General features: G+C 71.2%; 11 protein-coding genes. 9 read left to right on the plus strand and 2 right to left on the minus strand.

Translation table 11 applies throughout. From position 1 onward, the window contains the following. Window positions 1-5: 5 nt before the first annotated feature. Window positions 6-1,244, minus strand: coding sequence for a thioester domain-containing protein (locus AC0VX6_RS04395; protein WP_475467430.1), 1,239 nt, complete (start codon window positions 1,242-1,244; stop codon window positions 6-8). A 408-nt stretch (window positions 1,245-1,652) separates the two neighbouring features. Continuing rightward, entirely contained in the window at window positions 1,653-2,822 is a 1,170-nt protein-coding gene (locus AC0VX6_RS04400; protein WP_274976310.1) for a thioester domain-containing protein, read from the minus strand. Between the two features lie 298 nt (window positions 2,823-3,120). Here AC0VX6_RS04400 and gatB point away from each other — a divergent pair, with 298 nt between their 5' ends. From gatB to AC0VX6_RS04445, 9 genes are all read left to right on the plus strand, one after another. After that, entirely contained in the window at window positions 3,121-4,617 is a 1,497-nt protein-coding gene (gene gatB, locus AC0VX6_RS04405; RefSeq protein WP_274976311.1) for an Asp-tRNA(Asn)/Glu-tRNA(Gln) amidotransferase subunit GatB, read from the plus strand. 582 nt (window positions 4,618-5,199) lie between these two features. Continuing rightward, a complete protein-coding gene (locus tag AC0VX6_RS04410; protein ID WP_274978049.1) occupies window positions 5,200-7,905 on the plus strand; it encodes a putative bifunctional diguanylate cyclase/phosphodiesterase in 2,706 nt (901 codons plus the stop codon). 62 nt (window positions 7,906-7,967) lie between these two features. Further along, window positions 7,968-8,207, plus strand: a complete 240-nt coding sequence (locus AC0VX6_RS04415; protein WP_475467431.1) for a hypothetical protein — start codon at window positions 7,968-7,970, stop codon at window positions 8,205-8,207. A gap of 411 nt (window positions 8,208-8,618) precedes the next feature. Beyond that, on the plus strand, window positions 8,619-10,379 hold the full coding sequence (locus tag AC0VX6_RS04420; protein ID WP_274976313.1) for an acetolactate synthase large subunit: 1,761 nt from the start codon (window positions 8,619-8,621) through the stop codon (window positions 10,377-10,379). Between the two features lie 20 nt (window positions 10,380-10,399). Continuing rightward, the gene (gene ilvN / locus AC0VX6_RS04425) at window positions 10,400-10,924 is read left to right on the plus strand and encodes an acetolactate synthase small subunit (RefSeq protein WP_013151229.1); all 525 of its coding nucleotides are present in this window, start codon (window positions 10,400-10,402) and stop codon (window positions 10,922-10,924) included. A 258-nt stretch (window positions 10,925-11,182) separates the two neighbouring features. Next, window positions 11,183-12,178: a ketol-acid reductoisomerase gene (ilvC, locus tag AC0VX6_RS04430; protein ID WP_274976314.1), complete on the plus strand. Its 996-nt coding sequence runs from the start codon at window positions 11,183-11,185 to the stop codon at window positions 12,176-12,178. A 403-nt stretch (window positions 12,179-12,581) separates the two neighbouring features. Next, the gene (gene serA / locus AC0VX6_RS04435) at window positions 12,582-14,171 is read left to right on the plus strand and encodes a phosphoglycerate dehydrogenase (protein WP_475467432.1); all 1,590 of its coding nucleotides are present in this window, start codon (window positions 12,582-12,584) and stop codon (window positions 14,169-14,171) included. 776 nt (window positions 14,172-14,947) lie between these two features. After that, window positions 14,948-16,012, plus strand: coding sequence for a 3-isopropylmalate dehydrogenase (locus AC0VX6_RS04440; RefSeq protein WP_150252805.1), 1,065 nt, complete (start codon window positions 14,948-14,950; stop codon window positions 16,010-16,012). Between the two features lie 250 nt (window positions 16,013-16,262). Beyond that, window positions 16,263-17,378: a branched-chain amino acid aminotransferase gene (locus AC0VX6_RS04445; RefSeq protein WP_274976316.1), complete on the plus strand. Its 1,116-nt coding sequence runs from the start codon at window positions 16,263-16,265 to the stop codon at window positions 17,376-17,378. The last annotated feature ends 122 nt before the right edge of the window (window positions 17,379-17,500 follow it).

The following is a 17,500-nucleotide window of genomic DNA, read 5'->3' on the forward strand; positions in this document are numbered from 1 at the left end:
GGGGGTTAGCCCTCCAGGTCCTGGCTGCCCGCGGCCTTGCGCTTGCGGCTCAGGTAGATGGCGCCGCCACCGGCGCCGAGGGCGGCCACGCCGGCGGCCACCAGGCCGGCGAGCGCGCCGCCGGTCACCGGCAGGGTCGGCTCGTTCTGGTCGTCGGCGGGCTCGGAGGGCTTGTCGACGGGCTCGGAGGGCTCGTCGCTCGGGGTCGGCTCCGGGCTCTCGGGCTCGCTCGGCTCGGGGGACTCCGGCTCGCTGGGCTCGGGGGACTCCGGCGGGGTCTCGCCGCCCTCAGCCCAGCTGGCCATGGCCGAGGCGGAGACGGTGACCTCGCTGTCCTCGGCGGTGATCAGCGTCTGGGTCTCCACGCCATCGCCCTGGAACAGGCGACCGGCGAAGAACGTGGTGCTGGCGGAGAGGCTGAATCCAGCCTGGCCAGCCTCGGCGTCCTCGGGCACGAGGAAGCCGACGACGTCACCGTCCTTGACGGTCTCGACAAGCTCACCGTTCTCGGCGTAGACCAGCTCGACACCCTCGGGGTTCTCCTCGGCCTCCATGACCTGGAGCTCAGCGGCGTTGGTCTGGACGGTGAACTCACCGACGATCTCACCGGCGTTGCCGGAGGCCTCGCCCGGGGTGATGCTCAGGGCGGGGGCAGGCTCGGAGACGGGCTCGGCCGCGCCCACCAGGTAGTCGTAGAGCGCGGTGATGTTGTGCTTGTCGGCGCGGTTGTCGCCGGGGACGCCTTCCAGGGTGCTTCCGTTGCTGAAGTGCCAGATGGCAGCCTGGGTGGCGGCGATCGCCTGCCCCTCGGTCAGACCCTCGACGCCGGCCAGACCGCCCAGGGCGCCCAGGTCGGACTCGGTGGGGTAGGAGTTCTGGAGGACCCAGAGCACCTTGCCCGACTCGGCCTCGAAGTCACCCTTGCCGGGGTAGTCGGCCCAGTTGCCCTCGACGTAGGGGACCGTCTCCAGGTTGCGCGGGATGGGGGTCTTCAGGTCGATGCAGTAGGTCTTGAGGGTGCCGCCCTCGGCCAGGTCCAGGTCGAACAGCGAGGTGCCCGCACCACCCTCACCGCTCATCGTGACGGTGACGCCGCGGGCGGCGTTGTAGTTGTACGCAGCCTGGGTGGGGGAAGCGTCGGGGTCCGCGGCCGCGGGGGCTGCCAGGCCGAAGGCCAGGAACGCGGCTGCGGTGGCCGCCAGGCCGGTGCGGCCGACGGTGCGGGGGAGGGAGGAGATACTCAAATTGTGTCCCGGTGTGTTCTAGGGGTAACCGGATGGAAAAATGTCTGCCCAAAGGACGACGGGAACCGATGGGACGGACGGCGGTGGCCACGGCGCGACGGTCGCCGGGGAAAACCGGTGCCGCCTGCTGCGTTCACCCGTTCCGGGGGGTCACCACGTCGGGGGTCGGATCGTGGCGCCGTGTGGGGTGGGCGCGATCTTCCGGTGGGGCTCGCCGTGACGCGGGAGCCGGTCGCGCTCGCCGTGGGGCCAACGCTCGCCTGATACTAGCGATCCCCTTCGCTACTTCCAAGCTGGTTCGCGGAAAATGTGACCGGATACGGCCAGGAAAAAATTCCTCGCAGGTAGAACCGCATTATGTCGAAAAGCTATGCAACGAAAGCGGGAGTTCCGCGTCCCCCAGCGCGGTCAGTCGCGTCGTTTGCGTCCCACAACCAGGATGATCAGGCCGGATACCACCAGGGCCCCCGCGATGACCAACAGTCCGGACAGCCAGGTTCCGGTGACGGCCAGATCGTCCTCGGGGATTCGGTCCTCCGCTGTGGGAGATACCTCCTCGGCGGGAACCTCCTCCTCGACGGCCTCCTCCAGGGCGGGGGGCTCCTCCTCCGGCACGGGCTCCGGGCTCGCCGCGGCCACCGGCTCCTCGGTCTGCTCCGGATGCCACGTGAACGTCGCGATGGCCGAACTCGTCGCCGAACCCGCCTCCGCGGTCACCAGGGAGCGGGTGCGCACGCCGTCCCTGCCGGTGAACAGGCGCCCCTGCGGCAGCGGGAAGTCCCGGCCGTGCAGGTGCAGGGTCGCCACGCCCGCAGGGACCGACGGGTCCACGTCCAGGAAGACCCGCTCGCCGTCGCCCGTCTGCGTGACCGGCTCCCCGTCCGCGTCGACCAGCCACGACGCCGGGGCGCCGCGCACCGACACCGACACCGGCTCCGCTCCGGAGCTGTGCACGGTCAACGGCCCCAGCGGCTCCTCGGGGGCGACCGCCTCCACGTGGGACGGCGACACCGCCAGGGACCGGGAGACGGTGTTGTCCGGCGCGGACGCGCTGCCCTCCACCAGGTGGTCGTACAGCGCCATGACTCCCGGGTCGTTGGCGTCGGGGTCCGGCCGCACCCCCTCCAGCACGTGCCACAGGGCGGCCTGGGTGCCCGCGATCGCCCGTGCCTCGTCCAACCGGGGCAGGTCGCCCCCCTCCAGCAGGGACTCCAGACCGACCGCCGGATAGGAATGGGAGACGATCCAGTTCGCCCGGTCGGCGGGATCCGTTTCCTGTGGGGTTTCGGACCACTCCGGAACGTCCGACCACGCTGACTCCACGTAGGCCGCGTACGGGTGGACCTCCTCGTCCGCGGTCACCGTGTAGGCCCGGACCGAGGCGTGCTCGGCCACGCGCAGGCTGAACAGCGCCGTGTCGGCCTCCCGGCCGTCGGCGAGCACGAGCGGCGCGCCCTCGACGGGGTCGCGGTCCACGCGTGAGAAGTCGTCGGCGCCGGCCGCCGGAGCACCCAGCAGGGTGCCGATCAGGGCCGAGGCGGAAAGCAGCGCGGCGTACCGACGCGGGATGCCGGACATGCTCGTGCGCTCCCATGAGAAGGCGGCGGCCGCAATCCGGGGCCACCGGCGAAATCGTCTTCCTGGGCCACCCAGACTAACGGTCCGGCACCCGGCGGCAGCGGACATTCCCCTGACAGCGTCCCAATCGTGTACTGGCCGTGATGTCCGGTGACCTGGCCGTGACTCCGCTGTCGGGCACCCCACCCCCGCACGCTCGGTAGGCTGAACTGGAAGGTATGTCGTCTACGGAAGCGGGTTTGCGGCGATGGCCCACGCGGTACGTCCCAGCTCTGCCACGAACAGCGGTCCTGCGCCGGTGGCCTACGAGCAGGCACTGGCCAGGTACGAGCCCGTCCTCGGCCTGGAGACCCACATCGAGCTGGGCACCGCCTCCAAGATGTTCTGCTCCTGCCCCACCGCGTTCGGAGCCGACCCCAACACGCAGGTGTGCCCGGTCTGCCTGGCGCTGCCCGGCTCCCTGCCGGTCGTCAACGAGAAAGCGGTCGAGGGCGCCATCCGGCTGGGCCTGGCGCTGAACTGCTCCATCGCCCCCTGGGGCAGGTTCGCCCGGAAGAACTACTTCTATCCGGACATGCCGAAGAACTACCAGATCTCCCAGTACGACGAGCCGATCTGCGTCGACGGCCATCTCGACGTCACCGTCGACACCCCCGACGGCCCCCGCGTGTTCCGCGTGGACATCGAGCGGGTCCACATGGAGGAGGACACCGGCAAGACCTCCCACGTGGGCGGGGCCACCGGACGCATCCACGGCGCCGACTACTCCATCGTCGACTACAACCGCGCGGGCATCCCGCTGCTGGAGATCGTCACCAAGCCCGTCACCGGCACCGGCGACCTGGCGCCCCTGGTCGCCCGCGCCTACGCCGCCGAGCTGCGCGACCTGGTCCGCTCCCTGGGCATCTCCGACGTGCGCATGGAGGAGGGCTCCATGCGCTGCGACGTCAACGTCTCCATCAACCCGCTCGGCGCCTCGGAGTGGGGCACCCGCAGCGAGACCAAGAACGTCAACTCGCTGCGTTCGGTCGAGCGGGCCGTGCGCTCGGAGATCGAGCGCCAGGCGGGCGTGCTCGACGCCGGGCAGAAGGTCGTGCAGGAGACCCGCCACTTCCAGGAGAACACCGGCCGCAGCATCTCCGGCCGCTCCAAGGAGGAGGCACAGGACTACCGCTACTTCCCCGACCCCGACCTGGTGCCCGTCGCGCCCTCGGCGGAGTGGGTGGAGGAGCTGCGCGCCACCCTGCCGGAGCTGCCCGCCGCCAAGCGCGCCCGGATCCGCGCCGAGTGGGACCTCACCGACACCGAACTGCGCGACCTGGTCAACGCCGACGCCATCGACCTGGTCGCGGCGACCGTGGCCGAGGGCGCCCCGTCGGCCGAGGCCCGCAAGCTGTGGCTCAACGAGCTCTCGCGCCGCGCCACCGAGCAGGAGGTGGAGCTGGCCGCCCTGCCCATCACCCCGGCGCAGGTCGCGCGCGTCATCGCCCTGGTCGCCGAGGGCACGCTCACCAACAAGCTCGCCCGCCAGGTGGTGGAGGGCGTGCTGGCCGGTGAGGGCGAGCCCGACGCGGTGGTCGAGGCCCGCGGCCTCAAGGTGGTCAGCGACGACGGCGCCCTGGGCGCGGCCGTGGACGAGGCCATCGCCGCCAACCCCGACGCGGCCGACAAGGTGCGCGGCGGCAAGGTCGCCGCGGCCGGCGCCCTGGTGGGCGCCGTGATGAAGGCGACCCGCGGCCAGGCAGACGCGGGACGCGCCCGCGAGCTCATCCTGGCCAAACTCGGCGCGAGCTGATCCGTCACGGCGGCCTCCGTGCGGCGCCGGGCCCCTGTGCCCGGCGCCCCCGGTCCACCCCCCGTGGCGGACACACCCCGCGGACGGCCGTTCCGGGGAGGCCGTGCCGTCCGCCATCCGGTTCGTCCCGTTCTGTCGGTGCCGGGTGGCACCCTGCATGGGCCGTGGGTCAGCCGGGCGGGCGGTAGGAGCCCGGAACCCGCTTCCGGGGACCGCGCCGCGCCCGGAGAACCGGGGGCGGGCGCCCCGCGGAGCCGCGACGCGCCGGGGCGGACACCGGATGGGCGGGAGTCGGAGATCACTGTGGGTGATGGTTCCGTCGTCATCTCTCATCCGGTCCTCAATCGCTGTGTGACCTTGGTTGCGTAGGGTTGCGACGCACGGGGACGTGTACGGTCCCCCGGGCCGTTCCGTCACCGGGCCCGTCCCAGTCCCGCGAGATCCTGGGCGGCAGACGCGGTGCCGGGTGCTGTGCCGCGCCCGGACTCGAACGACGCGAGGTGGGTGCTCCATGTCCGAGGAGAGAGCGTGACCGCGGCAGGACGCCGCGTCGACCGTGACGTGCCCGCTGGGAGGTCGGTGATGGGAACCCGGGCGCGCCGCCTGTGGACTGTGGCCCTGGTGGCGCTGTTCCTGCTCTACCTGGTGGGGACCCTGGTCCCCTCGGCGCAGACCAGCGTGACCGCCGCGCTCGCCGAGTGGCCCACGTCCGTCGCGGCCGGGGCCGCGGGGCTGTCGCTGCTCTACGCCTCGCGCCGCTGGGCGGCCACCGGTGCCGACCGGGACGCCCACGCCGACGGCGCGGACGGGCCCTCAGCCCTGCGCCACCTCGGCTTCGCCGCGCTCGCCTGGTGCGCGGGTGGCGTCACTCACGGTCTGATCCGTCTGTTCAGCTCCGCCACGGCCCTGTCGCTCACTCTGGGTGACCTCTTCTCCCTCGCGGCCCTGCCACTCTTCGTGATCGGTTTCACCAAGTTCGCGCCGTGGCCGGGCGGCCTGCGGACCGCCGTGCGCCACGTCACCGACAGCTACGTGTGCGCCGCGGCGGTCTTCTCCGTGGTCTGGCTGCTGCTGTTCTCCCCGCTCTACCAGGAACTCGGCGAGGGCGCCGGGTTCCTCGGCTTCGCCCTGGTCTACCCGGTCGCCGACATCGTCGTGCTGTGCCTGCTCGTGCCGCTGGTCTTCATGTCGCCGCACAGCACGCGGCGCGCGGTGCTGGTGGCCATCGGCGCCCTCATCGTCATCGCCGGGGCGGACATCCTCGGCGCGCTCACCCGCCTGACCGGCCCGCCCGTCCTCGGCGGGGTCGAACACCCGGTCAGGTTCCTGGGCTTCGCCCTGCTGGGGGCCCTGCCGTGGCTCGTGGAGCACCGGCCCGGCACCGACCCGCGCCGGATCACCGGCCGGGGGCTCTACCGGTTCGCGCCCGAACTCGCCGCCATCGGCGCCGTGTTCGTGGCCGCCGTGGTGCTGACCGTGGCGGGGGTCCGCCTGGCCGGGGTGGCACCGGTGCTGCCGCTGGCCGCGGGCACCGCCGTGGTGGTGCTCCTGGTGCGCATGGTGGGCATGCTGGAGGAGAACTCCACGCTCTCCCGGATGGTGCGCAACCGCGAGGTCCACTTCCACGAGCTGGCGCGCAACAGCGGCGACGTCATCCTCGTGCTGGACCGCGACGGCGGCGTGAACTACGTCAGCCCGGGCACGGCCGAGGCCTTCGGCTACCGGCTCGACGACGTGCTCGCCGTCCCCGTCACCGAGCTCATCCACCCCGAGGACCTGGGACGCACCAAGGCCGTCACCGACCTGTTCGCCGGGCGAGGCGCCCAGGGGGTGCACATGCGGCTGCGGGTGCGGGCGGCCGACGGGACCTGGCGGCACACCGAGTCCACCATGTCCCTGTACGAGCAGCCCGGTGAGCCCGACCGGCTGCTGGTGACCACCCGCGACATCAGCGCGCAGGTGGCGCTCCAGGACGAGGTGGAGCACCTGACGTTCCACGACGGTGTGACCGGCCTGCCCAACCGCGCCTACCTGGAGGAGCGGGCCAGCGACGTCCTGGCGCACCGGGTGATCAACGAGGAGCCCGCGGGCGAGGTCGCGGTGATCTTCCTGGACCTGGACGGGTTCACGGCGGTCAACGACTCCGCCGGGCACGTGCGCGGCGACCACCTGCTCGGCCAGGCGGCCCGCAGGCTGCGCGGCGAGCTGGACTCCGACGCGACCCTGGCGCGCTGGGGCGGGGACGAGTTCGCGGTGCTGGTGGAGAACGTGCCCCGGGTCCAGCGGGTGGTGGACCTGGCCGAGCGCCTGGGGAGGGTGATCGCCTCGGAGCCGTTCCCGGTCGCCGACCGGGACATCATGCTGACCGCCAGCATCGGCGTGGCCTTCGCCGAGCCGGTCACCGACAGCGGCGAGCTGCTGCGCAACGCCGACGTGGCCATGACCCGGGCCAAGGAGCGCGGGGCGGGCCACGTGGAGGTCTACGCCGCGCACATGCACGACACGGTGATCTCGCGCCTGGAACTCCAGATCCGCCTGCGCGAGGCGCTGGCCAAGGACGAGTTCTTCCTGGAGTACCAGCCCGTCGTGGACCTGGGCAGCTCCCAGGTGACCTCGGTGGAGGCGCTGGTGCGCTGGGACCGCGACGGCGAGACGATCGGCCCCGAGGACTTCATCGGCGCGGCCGAGGAGTCGGGCCTGATAGTGCCGCTGGGCGAGCGGATCCTGCGCGAGGCCTGCGGGAAGGTCTCGGTGTGGCGGCTCTCGGACTGGGACATCGGCCTGTCGGTGAACCTGTCGGTCAAGCAGGTGCTGTCGCCGCGCTTCGTGGAGTCGGTGGCGGGGATCCTCGCCGAGTCGGGGCTTCCGGCCGAGGTGCTGACCCTGGAGGTCGACGAGGAGGTCCTGCTCGACGACGGCGGGGAGGCGGTGCAGCGCCTGGGCGAGCTGCGCGAGCTGGGCGTGCGGCTGGCCATCGACGACTACGGGATGGGTTACGCGTCCCTGGCGCACCTGCGCAGGCTGAGCGTGGACGCGATCAAGATCGACCCGTCGTTCGTGGCGGACCTGGGCCGCGACGACACGGTCACGCTGCTCACGCACACCATCATCCAGCTGGGGCGCGACCTGGGCGTGCAGGTGGTGGCCGAGGGCATCGAGCGCTCCGAGCAGCTGGAGCAGCTGCGGGCCATGGGCTGCGACCACGGCCAGGGGTTCCTGGTGGCCCGGCCCATGCCCGCGAGCGGTGTGGAGTCGCTCGTCGGCGGAGAGGCCGGGGTCAGCCTCTGACCGGACGGAACGCTGACCGCGGCCCCGCGCCCTCGACCGTTCTAAGCTCCCTGGAGGAGGTCATGGCCGTGCGTGACTACGAGTTCCGGACCGAACTGATCGGCCGCCCCTTCCGTGAGGGCGAGGCCAAGGGCCGGGCCGCTGGCCGGGCCGAGGCGATCCCGGGTGTGCTGGACGCCCGGGGGATCGCGGTGTCGAACGAGGTGCGCGAGCGGATCAACGCGTCCTCGGACCTCGACGAGCTGGACCGGTGGGTCCGCCGTGCGGCGAAGGTCGACAGCGCGGAGGACCTCTTCCTCTGAACGGGCGGACGACCGGGCGCTGACCGCGAGCCCCGTTCCGCTCCGCGGACTCCGGCCGACGCCCGTGCGGTGTGCGTCACACGAAACCGGGGTGACTTGTCAGCATTCGCCCATTTCGTAGGGGTTGTCGTGCCACCGAGGGGTGCCGCATGCTGACATTTCCGTCTCATTAATTGAGACAATATGTCGTTCTGGTTGACGGGTGCCCTCTCCGTCGGCCAATGTGGTCAGCATGCAGAGCAACTCCCTGATTCTCGTACTTGGTCGGCGCGCAGCCCGCTGAGTTTCCTCTGCTGCGCGCCACCCCTCAACCGCCGTCGGCGGTGGGGGTTTTTTTATTGCCAGGCCCAGAGTCAGACCCACCAGGCCAGAGCCCCCGTGCCGCTCTGACCCTCGCTGAAGGATCTTGAGATGACCGAGCAGATGACCGGCGCCCAATCGCTGATCAGGTCGCTGGAACAGGTCGGCGTTGACACTGTCTTCGGGATTCCCGGCGGCGCCATCCTCCCGGCCTACGACCCGCTCTACGACTCGGCCAAGGTGCGCCACATCCTCATGCGCCACGAGCAGGGGGCCGGTCACGCCGCCGAGGGCTACGCCTACGCCACCGGCCGCCCGGGGGTGTGCATGGCCACCAGCGGGCCCGGCGCCACCAACCTGGTCACCCCGCTCGCCGACGCGCACATGGACTCGGTCCCGATGGTCGCCATCACCGGCCAGGTCGCCTCCCCGATGATCGGCACCGACGCCTTCCAGGAAGCCGACATCTGCGGCATCACCATGCCGATCACCAAGCACAACTTCCTGGTCAAGGACGTGCGCGAGATCCCGCGGATCGTCGCCGAGGCCTTCCACATCGCCTCCAGCGGACGCCCCGGCCCCGTCCTGGTCGACATCTCCAAGGACGCCCTGCAGAACTCCGCCGAGTTCGTCTGGCCCGAGCGCCTCGAACTGCCCGGCTACCGCCCGGTCACCAAGCCGCACGGCAAGCAGGTCCGCGAGGCAGCCCGCATGATCGCCGAGGCCCGGCGCCCGGTGTTCTACGTCGGCGGCGGCGTCCTGCGCGCCGGCGCCGCCGCCGAGCTGCGCGTCCTGGCCGAGCTCACCGGCGCCCCCGTCGTCTCCACCCTGATGGCCCGCGGCGTCTTCCCCGACAGCCACCCGCAGTCGGTGGGCATGCCCGGCATGCACGGCGACGTCGCCGCCGTCGGCGCCCTCCAGAAGGCCGACCTCATCGTCGCCCTGGGCGCGCGCTTCGACGACCGCGTCACCGGACGCCTGGACAGCTTCGCCCCCGACGCCAAGATCGTCCACGCCGACATCGACCCGGCCGAGATCTCCAAGAACCGCCACGCCGACGTGCCCATCGTCGGCGACTGCCGCGAGGTCCTCGCCGACCTGGTCGTGGCCGTGCGCGCCGACCAGGAGAAGGGCCGCCAGGGCGACTACGCGGCCTGGTGGCAGCAGCTCAACCGCCTGCGCAACACCTACCCCAAGGGTTACGAGGCGCCCGAGGACGGCAGCCTGTCCCCGCAGGCCGTCATCGAACGCCTGGGCAAGATCGTCGGCCCGGAGGCCACCTACGTCGCGGGCGTGGGCCAGCACCAGATGTGGGCCGCCCAGTTCATCGACTACGAGCGCCCCGGCTCCTTCGTCAACTCCGGCGGCCTGGGCACCATGGGCTTCTCCGTCCCCGCCGCGCTCGGCGCCAAGGTCGGCGACCCCGACCGGACCGTGTGGTCGGTCGACGGCGACGGCTGCTTCCAGATGACCAACCAGGAACTGGCCACCTGCGCGATCGAGGGCATCCCGGTCAAGGTCGCCGTGGTCAACAACGGCAACCTGGGCATGGTCCGCCAGTGGCAGACCCTGTTCTACGAGGGCCGCTACTCCAACACCGACCTCCAGACCGCCCCGCGCGACGAGAAGGTCCGCATCCCCGACTTCGTCCGCCTCGCGGAGGCGTACGGTTGTGTCGGCCTGCGCTGCGAGCGAGCCGAGGACATCGACGCCACCATCGAGAAGGCCATGGCGATCGACGACGCCCCCGTCGTCGTGGACTTCACCGTCAACCACGACGCCATGGTCTGGCCGATGGTCGGCCCCGGCGTCAGCAACGACAACATCCAGTACGCGCGCGACATGGCGCCGAACTGGGAACACGAGGACTAAGAGGAACAGGCGGAACCACCATGAGCAGTCACACGCTTTCCGTTCTGGTGGAGGACACCCCGGGTATCCTCGCCCGCGCCTCCGCCCTCTTCTCCCGTCGAGGCTTCAACATCGACTCGCTCAGTGTGAGCAACACCGAGTACCCAGGACTGTCCCGGATGACAATCGTGGTCAACTGCGACCTCCACCCCTTGGAGCAGGTGACCAAACAGCTCAACAAGCTGGTCAACGTCGTCAAGATCGTGGAGATGGACACCACCGCGTCGGTCCGGCGCGAGCTTCTGCTCGTCAAGGTCAAGGCCGACGCGTCCAGCCGCACCCACGTGCTACAGACGGCCGAGCTGTTCCGCGCGCACGTCGTGGACGTCAGCCCGGACGTCGTCGTCATCGAGGCCACCGGCGACCCCGAGAAGCTCGATGCCCTGGTCAGGAACCTGGAGCCGTTCGGTATCCGGGAACTCGTCAAATCAGGGCTGGTCGCCCTGGGACGCGGACCCCGGTCGATCACCGACCGATCCCTCCGCACGGTCGAGCGCAGCGCGTAGCGGTGTTTTACGACTCGCTCCGCTCGCTGGTCCGGGCGCCTGGAGAACGGGGACCTTCGGCGTCTACGGCGTGTCGGCCCGTGGCCACCCGTCACCCGCCACCGCCCTCAACGGACGCCTGCGGCGCGGTTTTCCCGCGAAAACACGCCTCCGGCGCCTCCCGAACCCCGTAGGCGCCCGAACCCCGACCCCGGGGCCCGTGCACGGACGGACCCCACCGCGTCCCCCACGAAACTGAGAAACAAGGAGCAACCCCAAGTGGCAGCACAGATGTACTACGACGACGCCGCGGACCTCTCGCTCATCCAGGGCAGGAAGGTCGCCGTGATCGGCTACGGCAGCCAGGGCCACGCGCACGCGCTGTCGCTGCGCGACTCGGGCGTGGACGTGCGGATCGGCCTCGCCGAGGGGTCCAAGAGCCGGGCCAAGGCCGAGGAGGAGGGCCTGCGCGTCCTCACCCCCGCGGAGGCCACCCGCGAGGCCGACGTCATCATGATCCTGGTCCCCGACCACATCCACCGGGACCTGTACGCGGCCGAGATCGCGCCGAACCTGGAGGCGGGCAACGCCCTCTTCTTCGGCCACGGCTTCAGCATCCGCTACGGCCTCATCACCCCGCCCGAGGGTGTGGACGTGGCCATGGTCGCCCCCAAGGGCCCGGGCCACCTGGTCCGCCGCCAGTACGAGGCCGGGCGCGGCGTGCCCTGCCTGGTCGCGGTCGAGAAGGACGCCAGCGGGCAGGCCTGGGACCTGGCTCTGTCCTGGGCCAAGGGCATCGGCGGCACCAGGGCCGGCGTCATCAAGACCACGTTCACCGAGGAGACCGAGACCGACCTGTTCGGTGAGCAGGCCGTGCTCTGCGGCGGCACCGAGGAACTGGTCAAGGCCGGTTTCGCCACCCTGGTCGAGGCGGGCTACCAGCCGGAGATCGCCTACTTCGAGTGCCTGCACGAGCTCAAGCTCATCGTGGACCTCATGTACGAGGGCGGCATCTCCAAGATGAACTGGTCGGTCTCGGACAACGCCGAGTACGGCGGCTACACCCGCGGCCCGCGCCTGATCACCGAGCAGACCCGCCAGGAGATGCGCAAGATCCTCGGCGAGATCCAGGACGGTTCCTACGCCAAGGAGCTCATGGAGGAGTTCGACGCCGGGCAGCCGACCTTCACCAAGCGCCGCGAGGCCGAGCAGAACGAGCAGATCGAGAAGGTGGGCGCGGAGCTGCGCCCGCTGATGAGCTGGCTCAAGGCCTAGTTCCTTGGGGCCGCCGCTCCGCTTCGGCCCGCCCGCCATCGCCCGCGGGGGCGCTACGCGGCGTGGCGGGCTACCGCCCTCAACGGACGCGAAGCGCAGTACTTTCGCTGTTCGGGCGCCCTTCGATGCGGGAATCGGGTTGAAGGAGCACAGTGGTGTCTTCGGTGAGACGGCTCGTTCCCCGCAGTCTCACCTCCGCCACCTCCGGAACCCCGTGGGCGCCCGAACAACCCCTGAGCTGAGGCCCGTTCGAAGGACGTGCCACGGGGACGGGCGGCCCTTGGCCACCCGTCCCCGTCGGGCTTCCCTACCCCGCCGGTAGACTTTCGACCAGCCGTCACCCCGATCCGGGCAGCGCCCACCACCTGCGCGGTCGGGCCGCACCACCCGAAAAGGAACCGTTGTGCCCAAACCCGCCGTACTCGTAGCGGAAAAGCTCTCGCCCGCCGGAATCGCGCTGCTCGAGGAGGACTTCGAGGTACGCCACGTCGACGGCGCCGACCGGTCCCAGCTCCTGCCCGCCCTCGCCGACGTCGACGCCCTCATCGTGCGCAGCGCGACGCAGGTGGACGCCGAGGCGATCGCCGCCGCCTCCCGCCTGCAGGTGGTGGCCCGGGCCGGTGTCGGTCTGGACAACGTGGACGTGGAGGCCGCCACCAAGGCCGGCGTCCTGGTGGTCAACGCTCCCACCTCCAACATCATCAGCGCCGCCGAGCAGGCCATCAACCTGCTGCTGGCCAGCGCGCGCAACACCGCCCCGGCGCACAACGCCCTGGTCAACGGCGAGTGGAAGCGCTCCAAGTACACCGGCGTCGAGCTCTACGAGAAGACCGTCGGCATCGTCGGCCTCGGCCGCATCGGCGCCCTGGTCGCGCAGCGCCTGTCGGCCTTCGGCACCCAGGTCATCGCCTACGACCCCTTCGTGCAGCCCGCCCGCGCGGCCCAGATCGGCGTGGAGATGACCACGCTCGACGAGCTGCTGGAGCGCTCGGACTTCATCACCATCCACCTGCCCAAGAACAAGGACACGGTGGGTCTGATCGGTGACGAGGCCCTGAGCAAGGTCAAGCCCACCGTGCGCGTCATCAACGCCGCGCGCGGCGGCATCCTGGACGAGGACGCGCTCTACCGGGCCCTGAAGGACGGCCGCGTGGCGGGCGCGGGCATCGACGTGTTCGCCAAGGAGCCGTGCACCGACAGCCCCCTCTTCGAGTTCGAGAGCGTGGTCGTGGCCCCCCACCTGGGTGCCAGCACGGCCGAGGCCCAGGAGAAGGCGGGCACCCAGGTCGCCCGCTCGGTCAAGCTGGCCCTCTCCGGCGAGTTCGTCCCCGACGCCGTGAACGTGCAGGGCACCGGCGTGGCCGAGGACGTCAAGCCGGGCCTGCCGCTGACCGAGAAGCTCGGCCGCGTGTTCACCTCCCTCGCGGGCACCATCGCCAGCCGCATCGACGTCGAGGTGCGCGGCGAGATCGCCTCGCACGACGTCAAGGTGCTGGAGCTGGCCGCCCTCAAGGGCGTGTTCGCCGACGTGGTCGAGGACACCGTGACCTTCGTCAACGCCCCGCTGCTCGCCAAGGAGCGCGGCGTCGAGGTCAACCTCGTCACCAGCGACGACAACACCGACTGGCGCAACCTCATCACGGTCCGCGGCGTGCTCGCCGACGGCACCCGCGTGTCTGTCTCGGGCACCCTGACCGGTCCCCGCCAGGTCGAGAAGCTGGTGGAGATCAACAACTACACCATGGAGATCGGCCTGGCCGAGCACATGGTGTTCCTGTCCTACGAGGACCGCCCCGGCGTGGTCGGCACGGTCGGCGCCCTGCTGGGCGACGCCGGTGTCAACATCGCGGGCATGCAGGTCATCCGGGACCAGGAGGGCGGCAAGGCGCTGATCGCGCTCACCGTGGACTCCGCGGTGCCCGACGACACCCTCGCCTCGATCTCCGCCGAGATCGACGCCGAGGTCAGCCGTCAGGTCGACCTGGAGGACTAGGAGGGCCCGGGGGTTCCTCCCTGGTGGTCGCGGCGGGGGCCGCACCGCGTTCGGCGCCCACGGGCGCCGCGCACGGTGCGGCCCCTCGTGCTGTCCGGGGACCGCGCGGCGCGGTGAGTCGTGCGCCCTTCGCGGCTTTTATTCATGTCTGTGTGGTTGTGGTGCGGAACCGAGGCCCGAAGCGGCCGGGTCCTGACCAGCGGAGACATCTCGGCGTCTCGTATGGTGAGAAGCCCTGGCCATATAGTTGGACATCCGATATTCTGAGGTCCTAGGAGTCAGCGGCACCGGTTCCACAGCCGGAGGCCGCCGCCCGGCGCCGCGAGCGCCCCCACCGGGGCCCGTGCGGGCGTTCCACGGCGGTCGATCCCGCCCGGAGGGCTCCTCGTCCCCGTGGACACCGTCGCCCACGTTCCGCGCTCCGCCGCCGTTCGGCGCGATCCGCCCCGAACCCCGGTCCCGTAGTGCACCTCGTCGCAGAGCATTCCCTGGCCGCGCCGTTCCCGGCTCCGGTCACGCAACGCATCCGGAGGATCGCATGTACGACATGATCGAGTACCCGTCCGCGCCCGACTCCCAGGACGAGATCAACCGCGCCCTGCAGGACGCCCTCAACCGGCGGGCCTGAGGCCCGGCCTCGGAGGCGGCCGCGCGAACCCCCGGCCGGAGGCGTCCGCACTCCGCCGGGGCGGTAGGGTTGTCTCATTCAGTGTTCATCCTGGTCTCACCATATGAGAAGCGGCCGGTGGGGCCGTGTCGAAGCAGAGGCAGTCCGTATGGCAGCGCGCACCGTGAAACTGGCGGTCATTCCCGGCGACGGGATCGGTCCCGAGGTCATCGCCGAAGGGCTCAAGGTGCTGGAGGTCGCGGCCTCCCAGCACGACCTCGCCGTGGAGACCACCGAGTACGAGCTGGGCGCCAGGCTCTGGCACCGCACCGGTGAGACCCTGCCCGACTCGGTCGAGGCCGAGCTGGCCGGGCACGAGGCCATCTACCTCGGCGCCGTCGGCGACCCGTCGGTCCCCAGCGGCGTCCTGGAGCGCGGTCTGCTCCTGCGCCTGCGCTTCGACTTCGACCACTACGTCAACCTGCGCCCCGTCCGCCTCTACCCGGGGGTGGACAGCCCGCTCGCGGGCGTGGGCCCCGAGGACATCGACATGCTGGTGGTCCGCGAGGGTACCGAGGGCCCCTACGCGGGCGCCGGGGGCGTCCTGCGCAAGGGCACCCCGCACGAGATCGCCACCCAGGACAGCGTCAACACCCGCTTCGGGGTGGAGCGCGTCGTGCGCTACGCCTTCGACAAGGCCGCCTCCCGCCCCCGCCGCAAGCTCACCCTGGTCCACAAGGACAACGTCCTGACCTTCGCCGGTGAGCTGTGGCAGCGCGTGGTCCGGGAGGTCGGCGCCGAGTACCCGCAGGTCGCCGTGGACTACTGTCACGTCGACGCCGCGTCGATGTTCTTCGTCAACCAGCCCGCCCGCTTCGACGTGGTGGTCACCGACAACCTCTTCGGCGACATCATCACCGACATCGGCGCCGCCATCACCGGTGGCATCGGGCTGGCCGCCAGCGGCAACATCAACCCGGACAACACCTTCCCCAGCATGTTCGAGCCCGTCCACGGCTCCGCGCCCGACATCGCGGGTCAGGGCAAGGCCGACCCCACCGCCACGGTGCTCTCGGCCGCGACCATGCTGGAGCACCTCGGAGTGCCCGAGGCGGCCCGCCGGATCGAGGCCGCGGTCGCCACGGACCTCAAGACCCGCGCCCAGAACGGCGCGGTCCGCTCCACCTCCCAGATCGGCGACGACCTCGCCGCGCGAGTAGCCGAGCAGGGCTGACGCACACGCCGGAAGCCCTGCCCTCCCTCCCTGCGGCGCGGCTGACGGCACGATCCACCTCCACCGTCGACGGGCGCGCCCGGGTTCCCGAGCGCGCCCTTCGCCGTGCCCGCGCGCGGCTCCGCTCCCCGAGCGGTGCCGCCCTCGCGTGCGTCACTCCTGCTCTGGCACCGGGTGCGCTCTTCAGACAGACTAGATTCCAGGCCGGCGATGCTGCCGGCCTGATGCACCCGAGAGGACCACCGACAACATGAACAACGACACCACCACAAGCGGGTTGACGTTCGACATCCAGCTCTCCGACAGGCGGAAGACCCCGCAGGAACGAGAGGCACTGCTGGAGAGTCCCGGGTTCGGCCAGGTGTTCACCGACCACATGGTGAGCATCCACTACACCGAGGGGAAGGGGTGGCACGACGCGAAGCTGGAGCCGTACGGTCCGCTGAGTCTGGACCCGGCCACCGCCGCCCTCCACTACGCCCAGGAGATCTTCGAGGGACTCAAGGCCTACCGGCACCCCGACGGCTCGCTCGCCTCCTTCCGCCCCGAGTCCAACGCGGCCCGCTTCAACCGCAGCGCGGCGCGCATGGCGATGCCCGAGCTCCCCGAGGAGCTCTTCCTCAAGTCGATCGGACTCCTCCTGGAGCACGACGGCGACTGGGTGCCGACCAGGGAGGGCTTCAGCCTGTACCTGCGCCCGTTCATGGTCGCCACGGACGTCGGCCTGGGCGTCAACCACCCGTCCCGCTCCTACGTCTACCTGCTGATCGCCTCGCCGGTCGGCTCCTACTTCTCGGGCGGCGTCCAGCCGGTGACGGTGTGGCTGTCCAGGGACTACACGCGCGCCGCTCCGGGCGGCACGGGCGCGGCCAAGTTCGCGGGAAACTACGCGGCGAGCTTCCTCGCCCAGGCGCAGGCGGTGGAGCAGGGCTGCGACCAGGTGGTCTGGCTCGACGCCCGCGAGCACCGCTGGGTCGAGGAGATGGGCGGCATGAACCTGTGGTTCGTGTTCGGCTCCGGTGAGAACGCGCGGCTGCGCACGCCCCCGCTGACCGGGACCCTGCTGCCGGGCATCACCCGCGAGTCGCTGCTGACCCTGGCCCCCGACCTCGGCATCCCGGCCGAGGAGGCGCCCATCTCCACCGACGAGTGGCGCGAGGCGGCCGAGTCCGGCGAGCTCACCGAGGTGTTCGCCTGCGGCACCGCGGCCGTCATCACCCCCGTCGGCCGGGTCAAGGGCGACGACGGCGAGTTCACCGTCGGCGACGGCACCCCGGGCCCGGTCACCATGCGCCTGCGCGAGGAGCTGGTGGGCATCCAGACGGGTCTGCGCGCCGACGAGCACGGCTGGATCACCCGGTTCTGACGCGTCCCCGGCGGGCCGCCCTCTCCCCGGGCGGCCCGCCCCGGCCCTCCTCCCGGTGACGTCGGTCACCGTGCCGCGTCGGCCCGCTCGTCCCGGGACGGCGTGCTCCCGGGTGGTCCGCG

This window comes from Nocardiopsis sp. iso_25 (assembly GCF_056173305.1).

Bases quoted from the DNA above. Each gene is read 5' to 3' on its own strand.
- AC0VX6_RS04400 (WP_274976310.1), bottom strand. From the start codon at position 2,822: ATGTCCGGCATCCCGCGTCGGTACGCCGCGCTGCTTTCCGCCTCGGCC.
- AC0VX6_RS04410 (WP_274978049.1), top strand. From the start codon at position 5,200: ATGGGAACCCGGGCGCGCCGCCTGTGGACTGTGGCCCTGGTGGCGCTG.
- AC0VX6_RS04415 (WP_475467431.1), top strand. From the start codon at position 7,968: ATGGCCGTGCGTGACTACGAGTTCCGGACCGAACTGATCGGCCGCCCC.
- AC0VX6_RS04420 (WP_274976313.1), top strand. From the start codon at position 8,619: ATGACCGAGCAGATGACCGGCGCCCAATCGCTGATCAGGTCGCTGGAA.
- ilvN (WP_013151229.1), top strand. From the start codon at position 10,400: ATGAGCAGTCACACGCTTTCCGTTCTGGTGGAGGACACCCCGGGTATC.
- AC0VX6_RS04440 (WP_150252805.1), top strand. From the start codon at position 14,948: ATGGCAGCGCGCACCGTGAAACTGGCGGTCATTCCCGGCGACGGGATC.
- AC0VX6_RS04445 (WP_274976316.1), top strand. From the start codon at position 16,263: ATGAACAACGACACCACCACAAGCGGGTTGACGTTCGACATCCAGCTC.